This window comes from Paenibacillus sp. 598K (assembly GCF_003851045.1).
Lineage (GTDB): Bacteria > Bacillota > Bacilli > Paenibacillales > Paenibacillaceae > Paenibacillus_D.
Genome location: NZ_BFBX01000128.1, coordinates 4668 through 26999 on the forward strand (window position 1 = coordinate 4668; position 22332 = coordinate 26999).

Annotated in this window: 17 protein-coding genes and 1 pseudogene; 1 reads left to right on the forward strand and 17 read right to left on the reverse strand. The window is 60.3% G+C overall.

The features are described from left to right. The 15 genes and pseudogenes from PA598K_RS29290 to PA598K_RS29360 all read right to left on the reverse strand — a co-directional run. Positions 1 to 299, reverse strand: a pseudogene (locus tag PA598K_RS29290) (dihydrodipicolinate synthase family protein); the annotation flags it as partial. Continuing rightward, the gene (locus PA598K_RS29295; protein ID WP_128660381.1) at positions 300 to 1319 is read right to left on the reverse strand and encodes an NAD-dependent epimerase/dehydratase family protein; all 1020 of its coding nucleotides are present in this window, start codon (positions 1317 to 1319) and stop codon (positions 300 to 302) included. It lies immediately after the preceding pseudogene. A 290-nt stretch (positions 1320 to 1609) separates the two neighbouring features. After that, complete coding sequence (locus PA598K_RS29300; protein ID WP_128660336.1) at positions 1610 to 2941, reverse strand: hypothetical protein; 1332 nt, start codon at positions 2939 to 2941, stop codon at positions 1610 to 1612. Positions 2942 to 3125: 184 nt separating this feature from the next. Continuing rightward, positions 3126 to 5372, reverse strand: coding sequence for a DUF4434 domain-containing protein (locus PA598K_RS29305; RefSeq protein ID WP_128660337.1), 2247 nt, complete (start codon positions 5370 to 5372; stop codon positions 3126 to 3128). 135 nt (positions 5373 to 5507) lie between these two features. Beyond that, positions 5508 to 6446 (reverse strand): ROK family protein, encoded by a 939-nt coding sequence (locus tag PA598K_RS29310; protein ID WP_128660338.1) that lies wholly within the window; start codon positions 6444 to 6446, stop codon positions 5508 to 5510. Positions 6447 to 6451: 5 nt separating this feature from the next. Continuing rightward, positions 6452 to 7162 (reverse strand): N-acetylmannosamine-6-phosphate 2-epimerase, encoded by a 711-nt coding sequence (locus tag PA598K_RS29315; protein WP_128660339.1) that lies wholly within the window; start codon positions 7160 to 7162, stop codon positions 6452 to 6454. Between the two features lie 29 nt (positions 7163 to 7191). Continuing rightward, entirely contained in the window at positions 7192 to 8022 is an 831-nt protein-coding gene (locus PA598K_RS29320) for a carbohydrate ABC transporter permease (protein WP_128660340.1), read from the reverse strand. After that, positions 8023 to 8919 carry a carbohydrate ABC transporter permease gene (locus tag PA598K_RS29325; RefSeq protein ID WP_128660341.1) on the reverse strand — a complete coding sequence of 299 codons (897 nt, stop codon included), beginning with the start codon at positions 8917 to 8919 and terminating at the stop codon, positions 8023 to 8025. Positions 8920 to 9018: 99 nt separating this feature from the next. Next, positions 9019 to 10332, reverse strand: a complete 1314-nt coding sequence (locus PA598K_RS29330; RefSeq protein WP_128660342.1) for an ABC transporter substrate-binding protein — start codon at positions 10330 to 10332, stop codon at positions 9019 to 9021. A gap of 121 nt (positions 10333 to 10453) precedes the next feature. Further along, positions 10454 to 12004, reverse strand: a complete 1551-nt coding sequence (locus tag PA598K_RS29335) for a DUF4127 family protein (protein ID WP_128660343.1) — start codon at positions 12002 to 12004, stop codon at positions 10454 to 10456. Positions 12005 to 12120: 116 nt separating this feature from the next. Next, a complete protein-coding gene (locus PA598K_RS29340) occupies positions 12121 to 12990 on the reverse strand; it encodes a MurR/RpiR family transcriptional regulator (RefSeq protein ID WP_128660344.1) in 870 nt (289 codons plus the stop codon). 50 nt (positions 12991 to 13040) lie between these two features. Beyond that, positions 13041 to 13760, reverse strand: a complete 720-nt coding sequence (locus tag PA598K_RS29345; protein WP_128660345.1) for a response regulator transcription factor — start codon at positions 13758 to 13760, stop codon at positions 13041 to 13043. 140 nt (positions 13761 to 13900) lie between these two features. Next, complete coding sequence (gene pnpS / locus PA598K_RS29350) at positions 13901 to 15703, reverse strand: two-component system histidine kinase PnpS (protein WP_128660346.1); 1803 nt, start codon at positions 15701 to 15703, stop codon at positions 13901 to 13903. A 36-nt stretch (positions 15704 to 15739) separates the two neighbouring features. Then, on the reverse strand, positions 15740 to 16672 hold the full coding sequence (locus PA598K_RS29355) for a bile acid:sodium symporter family protein (RefSeq protein WP_128660347.1): 933 nt from the start codon (positions 16670 to 16672) through the stop codon (positions 15740 to 15742). A gap of 83 nt (positions 16673 to 16755) precedes the next feature. Next, positions 16756 to 18297 carry a fumarate hydratase gene (locus PA598K_RS29360; protein ID WP_128660348.1) on the reverse strand — a complete coding sequence of 514 codons (1542 nt, stop codon included), beginning with the start codon at positions 18295 to 18297 and terminating at the stop codon, positions 16756 to 16758. A 204-nt stretch (positions 18298 to 18501) separates the two neighbouring features. Between PA598K_RS29360 and yfbR the strand changes: the two genes are divergently transcribed. Next, positions 18502 to 19305 (forward strand): 5'-deoxynucleotidase, encoded by an 804-nt coding sequence (gene yfbR, locus PA598K_RS39100; RefSeq protein ID WP_260405670.1) that lies wholly within the window; start codon positions 18502 to 18504, stop codon positions 19303 to 19305. 147 nt (positions 19306 to 19452) lie between these two features. Here the strand turns inward: yfbR and PA598K_RS29375 are convergent, their stop codons facing one another. Further along, positions 19453 to 19692: a hypothetical protein gene (locus tag PA598K_RS29375; protein WP_128660349.1), complete on the reverse strand. Its 240-nt coding sequence runs from the start codon at positions 19690 to 19692 to the stop codon at positions 19453 to 19455. 29 nt (positions 19693 to 19721) lie between these two features. Continuing rightward, a partial coding sequence (locus PA598K_RS29380) for a DEAD/DEAH box helicase (protein ID WP_260405671.1) occupies positions 19722 to 22332 on the reverse strand: 2611 nt, incomplete at its 5' end.

Sequence of the window (22332 nt, forward strand, 5' to 3'; positions counted from 1 at the left end):
CCGCATATCCCCGCGATCAGCAGGAACGGCCGCTCCGGCGCCGCCCGCCGCACCTCCTCCGCAGCCAGCCGCAGCACCGGCTCGAAGAGACCGTGCTTGGGATCGCGGATCTCGAACTGGGTCGAGTGTACGCCGACCGCGACGCCGCCTGCGCCTGAGGCGAGATAATAACGCGTCAGCGCCCGCTGACGACGTTCGTCAAGCTGACGATCGGCATCCAACGCGAGCGGATGCGCCGGGATGACGAGTCCGTCATGCAGCGCCGACACCTGCTGTGGGGACAAGGTTTTCGTTGCCATTTAGAATTTCCCCTTTCGTTGCTGAAAATGCGTCGGTTTATTCCAGGTGAGACCGCCTGCCTGTACCCAGTCGCTCAACCAGTCGATCATCTGCAGCAGCGAAATCTCCGGATAGCCGAGCAACTGGTGCGAGCGGGAGGCGTTGTTGAGCAGCGCCGTCTCCGATTCGCTGCCGACGATCTGCGGAGTCTTGCCCATCCGCTCTCCGAAGGCATGAGCCGCCCAGCGGATCGATACCGTCTCCGGACCGGTAATGTTGACGATAGCCGGCGGCGAGCTGCAGAGGGTCAGGCAGCGCAGCGCCATTGCGTTGGCGTCGCCTTGCCAGATCACGTTGGCGTGGCCCATCGTCACATCCACCGGCCGCTCCTCGTGGACGGCGCGAGCGATCTCCAGCAGCACCCCGTATCGCAGGTCGACCGCGTAGTTGAGCCGGTACATCGCCATCGGCGTGCCGTTCTTGCGGGCATGGTACTCGAAGATCCGCTCGCGGCCCAGACAGGACTGCGCGTATTCGCCGAGCGGCTCGGGCGCGACCGATTCGTCGGCGCCGCCGCTGCCGACCGGCATGAACGGGTAGATGTTGCCTGAGGAGAATACGACCGTGCGCGAATGCCGGAAGTGCTCGGCGACCCGCCCCGGCAGATACGTATTCATCGCCCAGGTAAAATGCTCGTTGCCGGTCGTTCCGAACTTGTTGCCGGCCATATAGATGATATTGTCCGCCTGCGGCAGCTGTGTCAGCTCGCGGTCGTCCAGCAGATCGCAGGCGATCGTCTCCACTCCGCCCTCCTCCAGCTCGCGCCGCGCTTCTGCGCTGGAGAATCGCGAGACCGCGATGATCCGTCTATTCCCGAGCCCGCCTTCCCTGACCGCGCGCGCAGCCAGTCGAGACAGGCTGGGCCCCATCTTGCCGCCCGCGCCGAGCACCATGATGTCGCCCTCCACCTTGGACAGATCGCGGATGAGTGCCTCGCTTGGCTTGCTTAAGATATCTTCCAACTGTTGTACCGATGTGATCATTGTCGTTCCTCCCTCGGATGCGTTTCTCAGGCTACCAGATTCGATTCCGTGCCTCTCCGGCATTTTGAGGGCAGCCTGGTTTCTGTCTTTATTTTAATTGGTTCTTTTATATAAAGACAAATCTTTTAATCGTCTCTTAATAGCGACAAAAAAAGCCAAGTCGCAACGATCACTTGGCTTCTCTTGGCTTTTGGCTTCTTTTACTCCTCCATGCTATGCCCGGCGATCCCATCCAGCCGCTGCCTTGCTTGCTAGCGCCCCTGTACCCGTCCCCTTTGCCCGGACGCTTACTTCTCCTGCAAGAAGGCAAACCGATAAATTTGCCGCGGCCGCCCCTTCGGCACCTTTTCCATCCCGGCAATCTCCACGAGCCTCTCGTCGGTCCAGAGCAGCAGCAGCCGATGGGCGCTGCGCACGGTAATCCCGAGCAAGGCAGCCAGCTCGTGTACCGTATAGTCCAGCTTGCCGTAGCGGGCCTTGTGGCTGAGCAGCTTGCTCAGGTAGGCGCTCGTCATCCCCGCGTCCTCGGCGCGCTTGATCAGCTCTGCATCGGTCGGGGCCAGGATATGGCGGACCGGGTCGGCCATCTCCAGCGGTCCGATCAGCGTCCGATCCTCGCGCACGATAAAGCAGCTGTTCCCGCCCGCCTCCTTGGCCTTGCGAAGCGCTGCGCGAGCATGGGTCCCGGCCTCGTTGGCCGAGGCGCCAAAGCCGACGCCGATGCTCAGCGAGAGGCCATGCGACTTGTTGGCGTCGCGAGCCAGCGGGATCATCTTGTACCCGCCGGTCTCGCGCTCGAAGATGCCCCGGGTCGTGATGAACATGTATTCGTCGCCGCCCAGCGCCGTCAAGTAGCCATCGAGCGTCGCCACATAACCGAGCAGCAGTCGGTGGATGTCCAGCTTCAGTCGCTGCACCTCGTGCTCGCTCGGCGTATGCTGCACCAGCCCATGGAAGTCGTCGATGTTGATCATTCCGATGACCATCTGCGATTCCTTGCTCCGCCTCGACTCGGTGGACAGGAGGGCGCGCTCGAGGGCGACGGAGATGTCCTGGCTGGAGGGCTCCATCGGCCAGCTCGCGATCCCTGCCCGTGCGAGCTCCTCCGCCACGGACGCCTCGCCGGTGAGCGCAGCGCTGCAACGACTGCGCTGCTCCAGATGGAAGCGGAGCAGCTCCGACTCGGTCGCATGCGCCGGCCCGTCGTAGACGATAGTCGGGACATGCTCCAAGCCAAGCTCGGCGAGCACGCGATGGACCATCGAGGCCGTCAGCGAGTCGATCGACAGTCCGCCGGTCAGTTGACCCGACTGCCAGGCCATCATGAGCGAGCGATACAACGCCACATCGGTCAACGGGACGTTCAGCACCGGGATACCGGTCTCCAGCTCCCGCTTCACCGCCGTATGCAGCCGCGCGCCAGCGATCAAGATCACCTCCGCTTGTCCGGCGAGCGCTGCCGCTGCCTCGACCGCCTCCCGTTCGTCCCGGGCCTGCCGCAGCAGCGGCGCGAAGGTCGGGAATCGCTTGACTACGCTTTTCATCGATTCGACTGCCGATGCCGAGCCGATCAGACCGATCGCGATCTGCGGCATGCGGCGGCTCTCCCGAATGTCCATCCTCATCACTCCCCAGCTTATACAGGCTTCCATAAGAAAAGAAGCTGCTCAACGAGTCCACGGAACTCATGGGCAGCTTCTTGTCGTTACACTCGTTATAGACAATCATTATAACGGGCAGTGGCTCTCACTTCAATCTCTCGCTTCAATAATGATCAGCTCGCTTGCAGTTGGTCTTAACCTGTCAGCTGCGCGCCTGAATCTCGTCGATGAACGTCCATGCGCTGCTATTAGGGACGACCTCGACCTTGACATAGCGACCCGAGACGCCGGTCAGCCCGCTCAGGCGATACGTCTTGGACTGATCCGAGCTGCCGACCGCCGGCCGCTCGACCATCCCGGCATCGACATAGCTGATATTGTCGTTGGACACCGAGAATCGCACCTCCTTGGGCAGCAGCACATAGACGGACTTCACCTGGAGGAAGCTCGCATTCAGCTCCTGCAAGGGACGCACGGCGCCCAGGTCAAGGATGAAGCTGTACGGACTGCCGGTATTACGGCCTTGCCACGCGCCATCGACATACGAGGCCGAGCCATAGATGCCATCGGTGAGCTTCGTGCCGCCCGTATCCGGATAGGCGGCGTCAGCCGCCATCGAAGCCGTATAGCTCTTGCCGGCCGACCAGATATTCGGGTAGACCGCGCCGGCTGGAGTCGTAACGGCCACCGCAGCAGTCAGCGCCGACAGATTGCCCGCAGCATCATAGGCACGGATCGCATAGGCATAGGAGGTGGAGGGCATCAGCTGCCTGTCGACGTAGCTAGCGGCAGCCGTGTCGCTCGCATACACCAGCTCGCCGTCGCGATAGATATGGTAGCCGACGACGCCCGTGTCGTCTGTCGAGCTGCTCCAGTCCAGATGCACGGTCATCGGATCAGCTGCCGTCGCCGTCAGCGCAGTTGGCACGCTCGGGGCTGCAGCATCGAGGATGCCGGAGGCGACATAGTCGGCATACGTCTCATAGTAGAGCGGGTTGACCGTCTGCGGACTCATATAATGGTTGAAGCTGAAGCTCGTATAATGGCTGACATACGGCTCGACAGCCAGCATATTGTCTACCATATGCCGCACATCCATCGGCTTGAAGTCCGTGTTGAACGTCTCCGTATCGGCCCAGAGCGCGGTGCCTGGACTCGCCGTACCGATCGCCTGGCTCGTCGCGGCGAACCAGGCGGCCAAGTCGGCTGTTTCGGCGTGACCGGCGCCGACGCCATCCTGCAGGGCGAGGATATCGATGTCCGTCCGGCTCAGGATATACTCCCACATCGTCTGCCACCCGGCTGGATTCAGCCCGCCGGACACATTGTAGAACGGCGAGATCATGATCGGCAGTCCGGGAGATACCGTATGCGCTGCTGTCGTCACCTCATTGTAGAAGTCAGCCATCCGCTGCCACGATACGGCGTTCGGCAGATTCCAGTTGTCCACCTCGAAGCTTAAGTACCAGCCCTTGAACGCATCGGAGCTGCCATACTGCTCCCACAGATCCTCGATCAGCTCGCCAGCTACGGCCGCCTCATCCTCGAGCCATGCGACATCGTTCGTATAATTCGCGAACCATTCATGGTTGAGCTGCAGTCCGATATAGATATCGATGCCGTAGGCCTCGCCCATCTGCAGCGCCTTGGCGACGACATCCTGCGACGTCTCCTGCGTCAGGCCGGGTACAGTCGTCGGGTAGACCGCCGTGCCATACTCCGTATTCGCCGACCATTGCAGGATGAGATGATCCATCCCGACATCCTTCATATATTGAAACTCATCGGCCCACTCCGCAGCGCTCCACTGGTCGCCGAGCTGCGGCTGCAGGAAGGTGCCGTTCAGGATCAAGGCCCCCGAAGCGACCGGCTCAGCCTCCAGCACGCGCCACTCGTCGACGAACGACCAGGTGCCCGGCGCGCCGCTCACCGTCATCTGCACATAACGCGCCAGGATCGGCTCATCGACCTCGCAGCCATAGACGAGGCGGACGATATCGCTACCCCCGCCTTGCTCGCCTACAACGCAGGCGGTCGCGTACGTCGTCCCGTCGATCGAATAGCTGTACGTTACGCCGCTTGGTGCAGGGATACCCGCGCCAGCATACTTGTAAAAGCCCGCCTCGAAGCGCTGGAACGACTGCGCCGCCCCCAGGTCCACCGTAAACGAATAACTGCCCGGCGTCAGTCTGCCTTGCCAGGCCGGATCGGCGAGCAGCGTCGACGCCGTGATGTCGTCCGTCAGCTCGAGACCGCCGCTGTCGGGATAGGCGGCATCGGCCGCCAAGCTGGAGGTGTAGCTTTTGCCAGCCAGCAGGTTGGCGCCTGCTGCGCTAACCTTGCCAGGTGAGAGCGGGCCAGCGCCCGCAAAAACCAGCGCGAAAGATAGCAGCATCGTTAGACAAGCTTTCAAGGCTAGACAGGCTTTCATTAATGGAAGGGTTTTCATGAATCGATCTCTCCTTTGGCATTGAGGATAGCTCGATCCTGCTCGAAAATACCGTTGTATCGATCATGGGGTCTCGACTGATTCTCAGGCACAGATCCGCAAGCATGATACGTAATCCCGTTATGATAAGTAGCCCTAGAGCTGTCTGCTCGTCATGGCCGCGAGAGCGGCTCCGATGACGCCGGCTTGCCGTCCCAGCTGAGCGGCTGCGATAGCTACCGGCTCCGGCTGCTGATAGACCCGCATCGTCTGTCGGCTCACCAAGCCCCGGATGCGGTCCAGCAAAAAATCGCCCTGACCGGCCACGATAGCGCCGCCCAGCACGATTGCGGGAGGATTGAAGATATGGATCAGATTGGCCAGTCCGGTCGCGACATCGCGGCAATACTGCGTAACGATAGCGAGCGCCCTCGGATCGCCCTCCCGCGCATAGCGGAACAGCTCCTCGGGTTGGTCGCTTGGTCCCGCTGGCCACCACTCGCGAGTCAGCCGCTTCAGTGCCGTAACGGAGGCATAGGACTCCCAGCAGCCGTGGTTGCCGCAGCTGCACGCGCGGCCGTCGACGGCGATGACCATATGACCGAACTCGCCGGCGTAGCCGTCTCTGCCGCCATAGACCTGACGCTCGCTCACCCAGCAGCCGCCTACGCCTGTGCCTAGCGCGACGCACAGGAAGTCGCGCCACTGCCGTCCGGCTCCGAGCCAGGCTTCGCCCGTCGCAATCATGTTGACATCGTTGTCGATCACGACGGGCAGCCCGGTCTCCCGACCGATCCGCTCGCCCAGCGGCACGCCTGCCCAGTCGGGCAGCGTCGCTGTCGCTCCCATGACGATCCCGCTAGACCGCTGGACCTGACCAGCCGTGCCGATCCCCACGCTGTCCAGCGCGATGCGCAGCTCCTGGCAGGCCATGCCCGCCCGCTCCGCAATCGCCGACAGCTTGTTCAGCAGCTCCGCCGGTCCCTGATCCGATTCGGTCGGCATCTGTCCCTCTTGCAGCACTTCCCCTGCTTCAGTGACGATGCCCCATTTAATATAGGTGCCTCCAAGGTCGATTCCCAATGCGGCGCGCATCTGTCTCAGTCCTTTCCGACCAGCTCGGGCCTGGGGATCAGCCCGTCGACGAATCGCTTCGTGATCGCCTCCGGCCGCGTAATCGCGCTGCCGATGACGACCGCGCAGGCTCCGAGCTGTAGACACCGTGAAGCCTGCTCTGGCGACTGGATGCGACCCTCGGCGAATACCGGAATCTTCACCCTCGGAGCCAGGTTGGCGATCAGCTCCAGATCAGGTCCCGTCTGACGCGGCGAATAGTCGGTGTAGCCAGAGAGCGTCGTCGAGATGATATCGAAGCCCATCGCCTCCGCCGCCACGCCCTCCTCGACCGTCGAGACATCGGCCATGAGCAGGCAATGCGGATGCTCGGCGCGGAGCAGATCGATGATATCCGTCAGACGTTCGTCCGCCGGCCTGCGGCGAGGCGTCGCATCGATCGCGATAATATCGGCTCCCGCCTCGGCAACAGCAATCGCTTCCTTGCGGGTAGGGGTAATATAGACCGGCGAATGGTCATACCGGGACTTCCAGATACCGATCACGGGCAGGTCGAGTGCTTGCTTGATGGCAGCTATATCCTCCGGCGAGTTGGCGCGAATGCCGACAGCTCCCCCTTCGCGAGCGGCGACAGCCAGCTTGGCCATCGTATCGGAGCCGTATAGCGGCTCCCCTGCATAGGCTTGACAGGAGACGATCAACCCGCCACTGAGCGTTTGGATGAGTTCGTTTTTCATATCGGTTACACTCCTTACGTACGGAAACATCAACCCTTGATCCCTGTCAACGTAATCCCTTCAATAAATTGCTTCTGTGCAAAAAAGAACATGATGATGAGAGGCAAGGTGAACAGTGCCGAAGCGGCCATCAGCAGCCCCCACTCTGTGTAATGCTCTGCGAGGAAGGCTTGCAAGCCAAGCGTCAGCGTATATTTGTCCGCGTTGTTCAAGTACAACAGCGGTCCCATAAAGTCGGACCAGGTGTACAAAAACGTGAAAATCGCAACGGCAGCCAGCGCCGGACGACAGAGCGGAAGAATAATCGTCACATAGATCCGGGACTCGGAAGCGCCGTCGATGCGCGCGGCCTGGATGATCGTATCCGGGATCGACATAAAGAACTGCCGGAGCAAGAAAATATAAAGCGGCGCCCCTGTAAACGTCGGGATAATGAGCGGCCAGTAGCTGCCGGTCAGTCCCATGTCCTTGAAAATCATATAGATCGGGATCATCGTCACCTGGAAGGGCAGCAGCATCGTAGCAATGACGATCGGGAAGATCCATTTGCGCCCGCTCCAGTCGATCTTCGTAATCGAATAGGCGACGAGCGGCGCAGCGAACAATTGGCCAGCCACGCTCGCCAGCGTCACATACAGCGTATTCAAAAAATATTTGGCAAACGGGATAATCTCGAACACATCGGTGTAGTTGCGCCACAAAAACGTCTCGGGCCAGATCGTCACCGGGAAGGTCGAAATCTCCTCCAGCGACTTGAGCGAGGTCAGCAGCATCCAGACGAACGGCGCCAGGAATGCGATCCCGGCCAGCACCAGCAGACCATGGACTAGGAGGCTATACTTTCGTTTGCTAGACTTCATTTAATCGCCTCCGTAAGTGACCCATTTTTTCGAAGAGCGAAAGATGAGCCAGGTAATGATCCCGGCGATGATGAACAGAATCCAGGCCATCGCGGAAGCTTTGCCCATTTTGAAATAAATAAAGGCGTTGTGATACAAATACATCGCATACATGAGGAGCGAATTCTCCGGTCCGCCGCTGCCCGGCATATTAAGCGCGCTGCTCGAGACGACGAAATAAGCCTGGGTGAAATATTGCAAATTGTTGATCACCTGCATGATCAGCTGGAACAGGATAATCGGCGAGATTGTCGGAATCGTAATACTCCAAAACTGCCGCCACTTGTTGGCTCCATCGATCTGGGACGACTCGTAGAGCGACTGCGGCACCTCCTGTAGCGAAGCGAGGAAAATGATCATGACGTTGCCCGACGCCCACAGTCCCATCATGACGAGCGAGAACTTGCTAAGCCCCGGATCCGCGAGCCAGTTGGGTCCCGGCAGCCCAAGCGCGCCAAGCATGCCGTTGAGCAATCCGTATTGCGGGTTGAGGATCCACATCCACAGCAGCGAAGTGGCGGCGAGCGGGACGATCGTCGGGATGTAGTAGACGGTTCGGTAGATCGACAGACCTCGCACCTTCGTATTGAGCAACAGCGCCAGCAGCAAGGCAAAAAACAGGTTGACCGGCGTGCTCACGACCGTCAGGTACAGCGTATTGTTGACGCTCTTCCAGAACAGCTCGTCGCCCATCAGCTCGACATAGTTGGCGATGCCGACAAATTCGGGCGACTGAAAAATATTAAAGCTCGTAAAGCTGTAATAAAAGGACGCCAGCAGCGGATAAAGCGTAAATACGAGAAAGCCTAACAGCCAGGGGCTCGCAAATGCTAACCCGATGAACGTATTTTTCTTCATGGTTGATCCCCCAGAACTCTACTTTGCCTGAGCCGCGCAAGCTGCCGTTTCGCCTCCAGGCCAAGCGGCAGCCGCAGTCGCTTCACAGGACGGGTTGGGCTATTTCAACAGATTGGCGGACTTGTCTTTCATCGATTTCATCGCTTCCTCCGCCGTCTTCTTGAAGTTGACGGCCAGCTCGAACTCATCGGTAATGATCTTGCCGTAAGCGCCTTGCTCGCCGAACGTCGGGAACGACTTCAGATTCGGATTTTTGGCCGCTTCCGCGAAGGCCTGGAAGTCAGGGATATCCTGCAGCGCCGGATCGTCGTAGGCGGATGTGCGAGCAGGCAGGTTGGCGAATTTGTCGTTGAACTTCACCATATTTTCCTTGGACATGAGCCAGCTCATGAAAGCCCAGGCGCCGTCCTTGTTTTTGGCATTGCTCGGGATGAAGAAGGTCGATGCGCTTACCTCGCCGCCGCCGGCAAGCTCAGGCTTCCCGGCCGGAGCCGGATAAGGAGCCACGCCGTAATCGATTTCCTTCTTGAGCACATTTTTTACCGTATGCCCGAACCATGGCCCGTCGAAGCGGATCGCCTGGTTGCCCTGGATGAAGGGGTCGGTCACATCCAGATACTTGGCCGAGGAGTTGAACTTCAACACATTGTCTGCGCCGAACTCCTTGCGGTAGCCCTGCATCAGCTCGATCGCCTTTTTCATCCCCTCATTATCCGGGGTCAACGTCTTGCCGTCCTCGGAGATAAAGTCGCCGCCCATCGCAAAGGACATACTGTTGGTGTAGTACACATTCGGGAAGTCAGGGAAGCCCATGACCTTGATCGTGCCGTCAGCATTGGTCTCTGTCAGCTTGATCGCGTACTCCAGCAGCTCTTCCTCGGTTTGAGGCGGTCCGTCATAGCCGGCGGCTGCGAGCAGCGCTTTGTTGTAGAACATCATATTGAAGTTGACGTTGATCGGCAGCGCGTACAGCTTGCCCTCGTACTTTCCGGAGTCCAGCGCAGCCGGCACGAAGTCCGAGATATCATAGTTATCGCGCGCGATATAGTCATCGAGCGGCTCCAGCATCCCCTTCTCCACATAGGAGGCGGTATTGTTGCTGAAGTTGTCCGTCACGTCCGGGCCTTCGCCGCTGGAGATCGCCACGATGATTTTTTGTACATCGGGGACAGACAGTCCTTTTACCTCATATTGCTCCTGACTGGCGTTGAACTCCGAGATCAGCTCTTCGACGTATTCGCCCTCCACGCCGCCCCACAGATACCAGAAGCTCACTTCCGTTTTTTTGACTGCCGCGCCGCTGTTGTTTGTGTCTGTACCCGGCGTGGCGTTGTTGCCATTGCCGCAAGCGACGAGTGCAGCCGTCATGACCAGTGCCATTGTTGTCGTTACCCATTTTCGCTTCAACATCATTCACTCAATCCCCCTAAGTATGCATGAATAGTGAAGTACTGATGTCATTATAGCTCACGTTGAATCCACTTGTAAAGGATTATTCCTTTTTATTTTTTAATTTCGGGGGAATACTCCAAAATTAGCTCGACGTCTCCACCCGGAAGCCAATCTCGAACATCCGGTTCCATGGAATGGTAACCTCCGATAACGTAAGCTTGCCTTGATCGGCAGGCAAGTATTCGTCGGCAAACTGCTGCAGCTGCTCCTCGATCCACGTCTCAACAAGCTCTTGTACATGAGACAGCTGAAAATACGACGCGCCCGCGCCCGGCAACAACTCCTCGGTAATCCGTTGCCGAACGACCGCCTGGTATGCCCAATCCTCCAGCAATCGATAGTAATAATAACGGCGGCTTGCCCTCTCCTTCTGCGTATCAGGCGTCGTCCGGGCGCGATTGCAGGCGGTAATAATCGCGTGAGAGACGACCGTTCCGATCGCATTGCCCGACGTATTCCATGCCGCATAGCCGTCCAGCCGCGAGAGCAAGCCTTGCCTTGCGAGCAGCTTCATCAGCACATCGTCCCCGCCATTGCATAGCGCCACATCGGCGAGCGCCATCACTCGTCCATGCCGGGCATAACGCGCGATCGCGCTGACGAACTCCCGGAGGTTGACCTCGGAGAAGTACGAATGATGCCGCTCGTCGTAGCGGTCCGTCGTCTCGGCGACCGATACGCCGCTGGTCGCGGGGGAGTGCACCATCAGATAAATATCCGGAGCCTCGAAGCTATCCGCCACATAACCTCCCGCTGCCGTGATATGATGCTTGATGCTCTCGTTCAGGCTGCGGTCCTCATACTTGGGGATAATCGCAGGTCCCAGCGTCGAGGAATAACGGACATGGATGAGCGGCTCATACTGCTGTATCTCGCAAAAGATCCGGCTGAACATCGTGCATCCGATCTCGTCGGCGCCAGGATAGATCGCGATGCGATCCATCAGCTCGCCCTCCTGGATCAGATGAGCGAGGCTGCGCTGCTCGGAGGAGGTGTAGCCATACTGCGAGTTGTCATCGAGCGGCACGACCATGTAGTCGATGACCCCTTCGTCGACAAGCGCTACCGAACGTTCATTCATCTGCTTGTTCACTGCACGCCGAGCGAGGAAATCGTCGAAGATCGCAGACGGCACCTGCTCCACAATCTCTGCGACCCGAGCCTCCTCGGCCGTGTCCAGCCCCTCGCGCTTGCGCTTGTCTGTCAGCCAGCCGAACTCGTACAGCTCGCGTCCATATATCGCATAATAGTCAGGCTCCTCCTCGCTGCTCGAGTAGGCGGGCGCGCGGGTGATGAGGTGAAAGACGTACAGCTTCAACGAAGGATGCGCCGCCTTGATCTCCCGCAACGTGTGCAAGCGACGCTCCAGCTCCGCAAGCTCCAAGCGATGGAGGCGAGAGGGGACGATGCCGCCATAGAGCAGCATATCGATGCTAACCATCGCATAGTCCGCGCCGTCCGCTTCCCGGATCAGCCATTCGGCTACCGCTTCCGTATCGGCAGGCTGCTTCTTATCCCCCAGGATGGCGCGACTCGGGACAGCGAGCTGACAATCTGTCATCTCCGCCAAATAGCGAGGATAATCATAATTGCACGGTCTTTCGTCCAAAGGCAAATAAACGATTTTGGTCATTGGCTTCGCTCAGCTCCTATTCGTCGATAAAAAAAATCCATACGTCCCAAGGTACGTATGGATAAAAACTTCATATTCATATTATATGACGGACATTTACTCCAATTCAATCCCTTTTAATAAATTTTGTGGACAACGGCCATGGAGGTTTTCTCCAGCGCCTCATAAGTCTTCGTCCGATAACGCATCGCCGTTGCCGTTGTCAAAATATCCAGCACATGGATTTGCGACAGCTTGGAGGAAAATGCGCCTCCCTGCAGCGGCGTCTCACGTGACTTGGAGAGCAGCACCACATCGGCATATTGCGTCAGCGGCGAGCGCAGATGGCTGGTCAGACAGATGAAGAATACCGATTTTTGCTTGGCGATTTTGACAGCGTCCACGATATCCTTCGTACTGCCGGATGTAGATACGGCGAATAGTACGTCGCCTTCCTCCATCAGGATCGCGTTCATCGCCATAATATGCGGGTCGGTGACGACCTCTGTATTGTATCCCAGCCGCATAAATCGATACTTGCCGTCCATTGCGGTGTTCGCCGAAGAGCCGACGCCAAAAAAGTATAGCTTCTTCGATTGGCCGATCGCATCGATTGCCTTTTCCATTTGGCCCATGTCGAGCAGATTGAGCGTATTTTCGATCGACTTCGTATTCTCCGCTGTAATCTTGGCCGCGATTTCCTGGAGATTGTCCGTTTCGTCGATTTGGCTATGGACGTTCCTGACCGGTACGACCAGGTCCTGCGCGAGCGCCAGCTTGAACTCCTGGTAGCCCTTGAAGCCGATCTTGCGGCATAACCGCAGCACCGAGGTCTCTCCCACCCCCGCCATCTCGGCGAGATCGGTCAGCGTCACATAGACGACAGCCTCCGGGTCCTTGTGGATGACGTCGGCGATTTTCTTCTCGGTCTTCGTCAGCGATTCATAGATACTGGATATGACTAATAACGTATTGGCCCCATCAGAGGACCCTCTAAGCTTGGACATAAATGACACTCCTCGATTGAAGAAGTTTTCAAAAAAAGACTCACCCACCGTTATTTCGGTGCTGTGAGCCTCTTCGGCATAACCAGCTTGTAGCCGACGCCCCGGATCGATTCGATGCGGACCGACTGCTGTCCCAATTCCAGCTTCTTGCGCAAGGAGCTGACATGAACATCCACCGTGCGCTGGCCTCCGATATAATCGAAGCCCCAGACGACATTCATCAGGTCGTCGCGCGTAATCACCATGCCCGGCCGCTGCACCAGATACAGCAGCACCTCGAACTCCTTGGGACGCAGCGGGATGACCTCATCATGCAGCACGACCTCGTACTTGTCTGGATAGATGGACAGCTCGCCTGCGGCGATCACCTTCTCCGCCGTATCCTGCTGCCTGACGTCCTCGTTGCGCGTGCGCCGCAGCACCGCAGACACACGAGCCAGCAGCTCGGCGACGCCGAATGGCTTGGTGATGTAGTCGTCGGCGCCATGCTTCAGCCCCTGGACGACCTCCTCCTCGGCATTGCGCGCCGTCAGGATGATGACCGGCGTGGCGACGCCGTTCTGCCTCAGCTTGCCGAGGATCTCGAAGCCGTTCATCCCCGGCAGCATAATATCCAGGATGATCAGATCAAAGCTGCGTTGCAACGCCGTCTGCAGCCCCTCGGCGCCATGATCGACGACAGTAATCTCGTAGCCTTCCTGGGATAAATTGTACGACAAGAGGCGAGCCAACGTCGGCTCGTCCTCGATGACCAGCACCCTCTGCGACATCCAAAACCTCCAACTTCGCGCGTGAATCTACCGCGTATTGTATTGCCTAAGAAAAGCTCGTCCGTTCGTACGCCAGGCTGCCCTCAGAGCAGCCCGAGCGCATCATTCCACTCTAATATACCACACCTGCCGCCGTATTACTACGAATGCAGCACCGGCAGATCGATCGTAAAGGTCGAGCCAACGCCTGGCGAGCTGTCGACTGTGATCGTCCCCTTGTGCAGCTCGACCAGATGCTTGACGATCGACAGGCCAAGCCCGGTGCCGCCGGAGCTGCGAGAGCGCGCCTTGTCCACCCGATAGAAGCGCTCGAAGATCCTCGGCAGGTCCTTCTTGGGGATGCCAATGCCGGTATCGGCGATCCGTATCCGAATCGCGTCATAATCATCCGTATCCGACATGCCGGGATGGCTAATCGGCTCGACGCTGACCGTTACTTTGCCGCCCTCGGGCGTATAGTTGACGCCGTTGGCCAGCAGATTGATCATAATCTGATGCAGCCGGTCCTCGTCGGCCTCGACGTAGATGCCTTCCTCCACCGCCATATCCAGCTGGATATGCTTGCGGCTCGCCTCCGCCGAGATGAACTCCATCGTCCGCGCGACGAAGGAGGACATCTCCACGGGCGAGAGCTGCAGCGGGATACGCCGCGACTCGACCTTGGACAGCTCGAGGATATCGCCGATCAGCCGGTTCAGCCGCTCGCTCTCGTCGTAGATGATCTGCAGGAACGAGTTGGCCGTAGCCGGGTCGTTGACCGCGCCGCCCAGCAGCGTCTCTGCGAAGCCTTTGACCGCAGCGATCGGCGTCTTCAGCTCATGCGACACATTGGCCACAAACTCGCTGCGCATCCGCTCCAGACGGCGGATCTCAGTCACGTCGCGCAGCACGAGCAGGACGCCGCCGAACTCCTCGCGCGTATGGAAGACCGGCACGAGATGAATCTCCAGCAGCCGCTCGTCGGGGTAGTAGAACGGGATCTCCTCGCGGATATTCTCGCGCTCCTCCAGCCCTTCCTGGATGATCTGCGAGAGCTCGTACTGCTGCTTGGCCTCCGCGAAATGCCGACCGACCAGCTCCTTGGCCGAAAAGCCGAGCACCTCCTCGGCCATCCGGTTGAGCAGCACGATCATGCCGTCCCGATCGATCATGACGATGCCGTTGATCATATTGTCGAGGACGCTCTCCAGCCGACTTTCATTTTGCTTGAGCTGGCGCATCTGTCCCTGCAGACTGTCGGCCATCGCATTGATCGCGTTGGCGAGGCCGCCAATCTCGTCGGACTTGTGGATCGGCACACGCGCCTGATAATCCATATTTTGTATCCGCTGCGCTACCCGGGTGATCGACTCCAGCGGGCGCGTCAGCCCGCGCGCGATCCGATAGCTGACGAGCGCCGCCAGCAGGAACAGCACGAGCAGACCGACCAGGATGACCGTCCATAGCTGACCGACGCTCTCATCGACCTCCAGCAGACTGAGCGAGAGCCGGATGATATCGCTGTTCGCATCGCCCGGCGTCAGCTGCATCGCCACATACATCGAGTTGGTATGGGTCGTGTCGCTGATCCGGATGCCGCGGCCGACGCCTTCCTCCCTGGCTTCGCGGATTTCCTCGCGGTTGTAGTGATTTTCCATCGTCCGGGGATCCTGATAGGAGTCGCCCAGCACCGTGCCATCGCCCTGCAGGAACGTCACCCGGACGCCGGCGATTTCGCTCAGCTCGACCGCCTTGTCCGTGAAGTAATCGGTGACTGCCTCCGGCTCGCCGCTGGGCCACTCCATCGTCGAGGTGATGATTTTCATCTCGCGGATCATGTTGTCCTGCAGCGCATCGAGATGATTGTTGCGGAATGTCTGCGCCATGAAGAGGCCTGCCGCCAGCACCGACAGGCCGATCATGCCGACGATGATCAATGTGAGCCTTACGCGAAACCGATTCATCCCCAACCCCGTCCTTTGCCAACATCTTTTCCGTCCCTATCGTACCTGTCTCTGCCCGGCAGCGCCAGTCTTCCATTTGTTAAACTTTTGTAAAACGTAGAAGTGCAGCGTCGCCACCGGCTGCTGGATCATGATCCCCAGCACGACAGGAACGGCGGCGGGCGGGCTGAAGTAGCCAAGCGCCAGGACGATGCCCAGCGAGATGTTGCGCATGCCTGAGGCGTACGACAGCGTAACGAGCAGCTCGTGGTCGCGCAGCGGCAGCGCGCTGAAGACGCCTGCTGCATAGCAGATCCCGACCAGCGCGACGACAGCCGGCGCCAACAGCAGCAGATCGCCCCGCAGAGCGATCACATACGGCTCGATGGCGGCGGCGTTGAGCGCGACTACGGATACGAAGCATAGCTTGGACAGCGGCGCCGCCAGCGGCCGCGCCGCTTCGTTGATTCGCCCTCTCGTCCAATGATGCAGCAGCACACCGGCTACCGTCGGCGCGACGACGATGAGCAGCAGATCCTTCATCATCTTGGCAGTATCGACCTCGATGCCGCTGCCGAAGAAGAGCCGGATGCCGGCCGGCACGACGAGCGGGCTAAGCGCCGAATCGAAGACGACCAGCGCCAGCATAAGCGCGACACTGCCGCCGGAGAGGCTGACCCAGATGACGGAGGAGACGCCGAGCGGGATGAGCGCGAACAGCACGAAGCCGATCGTATACGGCGAGGCCGGACCGAACAGCACACTGCCCATGCCGTAGCCGATGAGTGGCAGCGCCAGATGCGCCACCGAGAGCGACCAGACGATCGGCAACGGCCTCATCACGACAACGCGCAGCGCCTCCAGACTACAGCCGATCGCCATCGTCAGCGTGACGAAGGCGAACAGATACGGCACCAGACTGACGAAGGGCAGCAAGGGCGCGGAAAAAAGAAACCCCAGAACCAAAGATCCGGGGACAAGTAAAAACATCCATTTCTCAAACCATCGATTAAAGGCCAATCCGAATAAACGCGTGGTGCATCCCTCGCTTTTAGGGGTTGTATGTTTCTATATTATTTGAATACCGGCTCCTTCAGCTCGGAGAGCTTGGCGAAGGAGTCCTTCTCGACGTCGGCATGCAGGCTGTTGCCGTGCGCGTCCATCGTGACGATCGCGGCGAAGCCCTCGGTCTTCAGGTGCCACATCGCCTCCGGGATGCCGAACTCGAGGAAGTCGACGCCGTTCACTTGCTTGAAGCATTCGGCATAGTATTGCGCAGCGCCGCCGATCGCATTCAGATAGACGGCTCCATGCTCTTGCAGCGCGGCGAGCGTCTTGGGACCCATGCCGCCCTTGCCGATGACGGCGCGGATGCCGAATTTCTTGATGATGTCGCCTTGATACGGCTCCTCGCGGATGCTCGTCGTCGGTCCTGCCGCCTTGACCTGCCAGCCCGACTCGTCCTTGAGCATGACCGGACCGCAATGGTAGATGACCGAGCCCTGCAGATCGATCGGCGCGTCATGGTCCATCAGATGCTTGTGCAGGGCGTCGCGGCCGGTATGCATCTCGCCGTTGATGATGACGATGTCTCCGACACGCAGCGAGCGGATCTGCTCCTCGGAGATCGGCGTCTGCAGCACAACCTCGCGGCGCTCCTCCGCATCGCTGCCTGCCGCTGGCGCAGCCGGCTCGTCCGCCGTCATCGCTACCTCCTGACCTTGCGGATAGATCCATGAGAGGATCTTGCCGCTCTCGGCATTCAGCAGTACGCCCTGTCTCCGATAAGCCCAGCAGTTGTAGGCGACAGAGACGAAAAAGCTCGCCGGCAGCCGATTCATGACGCCAACCTTGCAGCCGAGCAAGGTGACCTCGCCGCCGAAGCCCATTGTGCCGATGCCGAGCTGGTTGGCATGGGTCATGACGTACTCCTCGATCGCCGCCAGATCGGGATGCTCATTGGTATCGTCGACGCGACGGAACAGTTGTTGCTTAGCCAGCTCGTAGCCAGTCGTCCGGTCGCCGCCGATGCCGACGCCGATGAAGCCTGCGCTACAGCCCTGGCCTTGCGCCTGATAGACAGCGTGCATGATGCACTTGCGGATGCCGTCGAGATCGCGTCCCGCTTTGCCCAGTCCTTCCAGCTCCGCAGGCAGGCTGTACTGGATATTTTTGTTCTCGCAACCACCGCCCTTGAGGATGAGACGGATGTCGATCTCCTCGCGCTCCCACTGCTCGAAGTGGATGACCGGCGTACCCGGTCCGAGGTTGTCTCCGGTGTTGGCGCCGGTGAGCGAGTCGACGGAATTAGTGCGCAGCTTGCCGTCCTTGGTCGCCCGGGCGATCGCCTGGCGGATCTGCTGCTTCATGATCAGCTGATTGGCACCAATCGGCGTGTGGACGACGAAGGTCGGCATCCCGGTATCCTGACAGATCGGCGATACCTTGGTCTCGGCCATCTCGATGTTGCCTGCGATCGTCGAGAGCGACAGGCCGGACCGGGTAGCCCGGTCCTCAGCCTGCTGTGCGGCGCGGATCGCCTTCCTGACGTCGCCCGGCAGATTGGTCGATGTCTCCACGATCAGATCGTATACGCTTTGTTCGAAGTGTTGCATAATTACGTACGCTCTCCCCTCTTTGAAAGCAATCTCAATATTCCTCTATCATAGCACACAATGTGCGCTTCCGACATCTCCCCGACGCCTCTTCCGTCGCCTCGCCCGTCGCTGTACAAGGCGCCTCCCCGACTGTTAAGATAGACGGGAATGCCGGAAGCGCGTGCCTCCCGGACATCCGCATACAGGAGGGATCGACTGTCGATGGAAAGTCATTTCTATGCTTACATGTATCGCCTGAAATATATCGAGCGCTGGAGTCTGATGCGCAATACAACGCGCGAGACCGTCGCCGAGCACTCCTATCATGTCGCGCTGCTCGTCCATATGCTGTGCGAGATCGGCAACCGCGTCTACGGACGGCAGTTGAACGCAGACAAGGCAGCGGCGATGGCGCTGTTCCACGATGCGACCGAGGTATTCACCGGCGATATCCCGACGCCCGTCAAGCACCACAACCCAAAAATGCTCGCCAGCTTCCGCGAGATCGAGGGAATGGCGGCCGAGCGCTTGCTCGGCATGGTGCCGCCTCCGCTGCGCGAGGCCTACGAGCCGCTGCTGTTGCCAGGCCAGGCTGGCGCTACGCCGGCCGGGTCGGGCTCGGCGGTGGCATCGCTGGAGGTGTCCGGCTCGGCAGAGGCGAATTCGCCGGAAGCGTCCGAATCGGCTGCGACGGCCGCGCAGGAGGCGTCCGACTCAGCGGCTGCATCGGCCTCGCCAGAGGCGTCGGACCCGACGGCTGCATCGGCCTCGCCGAAGGCGTCCGAATCGGCGGCTGCCGAAGCCGACGCTGCGCGCGAGTTGCTTCGCTACCTCAAAGCCGCAGACCTGCTCGACGCCTATCTGAAGTGTCTCTCCGAGCTCTCCTCAGGCAATCGCGAGTTCATGGTCGCCCGCGGCCAGACCGAGCAGGCGCTCGCCAAGCTGGAGATGCCCGAGGTCGAGTGGTTCCTCACCCACATGGCCCCCAGCTTCGGCAAGACGCTCGACGAGCTGTCCGAGCCGTAAGCGTGAGAGCGCCAGGCGGGGCATTCACGGGCAGGGACGACGCAACTGAAGGAACTTCGTTGCGTAGTCCAGCCTTAACTACTTTCTGACCCAGCCAGGCTCCGCCCTAACGCTCACCCGCCGAGCTAGCCCAGCCCGCATCCCGCCCTAACGCTCCCGCTCGGTCCCTGGCGAGCGCAGCGCCGACACCGAGCGACGGACGCCCTCGTAGAGCGCCTGCCATGCCGGATCGGCATCGCTGCGCAGGCGCTGGTCTGCGAGCGTCTCGTTCCGCTCCTCTGAGGCGGCTCCGACCGAAGACCCGCCTGCGACCGTCGGCGGAACCTCCGCCTTGAGCCGCGCTTGCAGCTGTCTCAGCCGCTGCCTCGGATCGTGATTGCCCGTCATATCTCCACCCCTCCCGGATTCGTCCTCTGTTACCCGTCTACCAATGACTTGCGCAGCGTGAACAAGGAAGCCAGCTCGTCGTTGGACAGCTCGGTAATCCAGCTCTCCGAAGCGCTGACGACCTGATCATTGAGCATCTGCTTGCGGGAGATCATCTCATCGATCCGCTCCTCCAGCGTACCGAGCGTGACGAACTTGTGCACCTGCACCGTGCGCGACTGGCCGATCCGGAACGCCCGATCGGTCGCCTGGTTTTCGACAGCCGGATTCCACCAACGGTCAAAGTGGAACACATGATTCGCCGCCGTCAGATTAAGCCCCGTGCCGCCTGCCTTAAGCGAGAGGACGAAGGCTCCGCCAGCGGTCTGACCGCTCTGGAACGTCTCGATCATCGCATCGCGGTCGGCCTTGGGCACAGCGCCGTGCAGATACGGCACCTGCCAGCCGAATTGACGCTCGAGCTGCTGCTGGATCATCCGTCCCATCCCGACGAACTGGGTGAAGATGAGACAGCGCTCCTCCTCGGCAGCGATCTCCTCGACCATCTCCAGCAGACGCGTCATCTTGTTCGAGCGCAGCGGGTCCCAATGCTGGGCGGACAGTCGATTATCCTTGAGCAGCAGCGCCGGATGGTTGCAGATCTGCTTCAACCGGGTGAGCGTCGAGAGGATCAAGCCGCGCCGCTGCATCGGCGTCAGCGTGTTCAGCTTCTCCAGCAGCTCGTTGACCGCATTTTCGTAGAGCGTGCCCTGCTCTACCGTGAGCGAGATGTAAGTGCGACCCTCATGCTTCTCGGGCAGCTCGAGTTGGATCGCGGGATCTTTTTTGAGCCGTCTTAGCATGAATGGGCTGACCCACTGCCGCAGCCGCTGGATCATCTCGGCGTCGCGGGTCCGCTCGATCGGCTGCACGACCTCGCGGCGGAATCTCGCCAGTTGGCCGAGATAGCCAGGATTCATGAAATCATGGATCGACCATAGCTCGGTCAGCCGATTCTCCATCGGCGTACCCGTCATCGCGATGCGATGCAGAGCGGGCAGCCGCCGAATCGCCGCCGATTGCTTGGTGTAGATGTTCTTGATGTTCTGCGCTTCGTCCAGACAGAGCGCATGCCATGTGATCCCGCTCAGCTCCTCTTCGTCGAGCGGGGCGAGCGCGTATGAGGTGATAACCAGATCCGCATCGCCGACGGATTCGGCGAAGTTCTCTCCCTTGGCGCGTCGCGGTCCATAGTGGATCTTGACGCGGAGCGACGGCGCGAACCGCTGCAGCTCCTTTTCCCAGTTGCCGATGACCGAGGTCGGGCAGATCAGGAGAGAGGGCGGCAGCGCAGACGCCTCCGCTCCGGCCGCTCGGGCACGCTGCGACATCTCCTGCACATGGAGTAGATAGGCGGTGAACTGGATCGTCTTGCCGAGGCCCATATCGTCGGCCAGACAGCCGCCCAGACCGAACTGCCGCAGGAATGCCAGCCATGACACCCCTTGCAGCTGATACGGTCGCAGCTCCCCTTGGAATGCATGCGGCTTGTCGATGAGCGGCAGCTCCGACACCGTCCGCAGTTGCTCCAGCCAGCGCTCGAGATGACGGCTCAGCTCGACCTCGGTATGCAGACGCTCCTCCTGCTCCTCCTCATCGGCGAGCTCCATCGATTCGCCTCGCAGATGCAGCTCCAGCACCTCGCGGAACGTCATCCCCTGCTTTTTGCCGGATCGCTTCATCCACTGCTGGAGCCGCTTCAGATCGCCGCTGTCGAGATGCACCCATTCATTGCCCATCCGCAGCAGGCGCCGATTGTCGCTCACCATGCGCATGAAGTCTTCCTCGCTGAGATCGAGCTCTCCGACCGCCAGCTTCCAGTCGAACTGGACGATCTGGTCCAGACCGAACATCGATTGCTCCGAGGAGCCGACCGAGGACTTAATCTTGGCCTTAAGCCGCGGCTTGCGGCTCCGCACCGTCTCCCACCATCCCGGCAGCAGCACGGCGCCGCCAGCCTGGAGCAGCTGCAGGCTGCCCGTCTCCAGGAACATCCACGCCTCCTGCTCGGCCAGGTCCAGACGCAGTCGGCCCGGACGCTCCGCAGCCTCCCAGTCGGGGAATACCCGCAGCCAGCGACGCTCCTCCTTCTCCAGCGTCTCCGCCAGCTGATCCTGCCATGAGTCGGGCAGCGTCTGAGGCTGTCCCTCCTCCTCCGTCGATAGCGTCCAGCTGTCGTCAGGCCCACGCTCGACCCTGTACCGCGTGGTCGGCTCCGTCTTGTCCTGCATCAACACCGCGAGCCGCCAGCCCTGCTCCGCCTCCGGCTCCAGCAGCTGCAGCAGCACCCGGAACGGCTTGTCGTCCCGCTTCCAGCCTGCCGCCACCCACCAGTCCTCGGCGTCCTCCATCGTCTCGCCGCCCTGCAATCGGCCCGTCAGCTCCCCGGCAGCGGCTGCGGCGGCCGGATCGCGCGCGATCGCCTCCTCCACCGCCAGATTGAGCCAATCCTGCAGGACGAGCGGATCTGCGGCGGCGAGCGCAGCCGCGTCGGCAGGCTCCAGCTCCCCCGAGGCCGGCAGCCACGGTTGCCAGCGAGCGCCCTCGCCAGCCCAGCCGGACGGCTGCGGCGCGTACCAGCCGCCGAGCATGCAGCGGCGG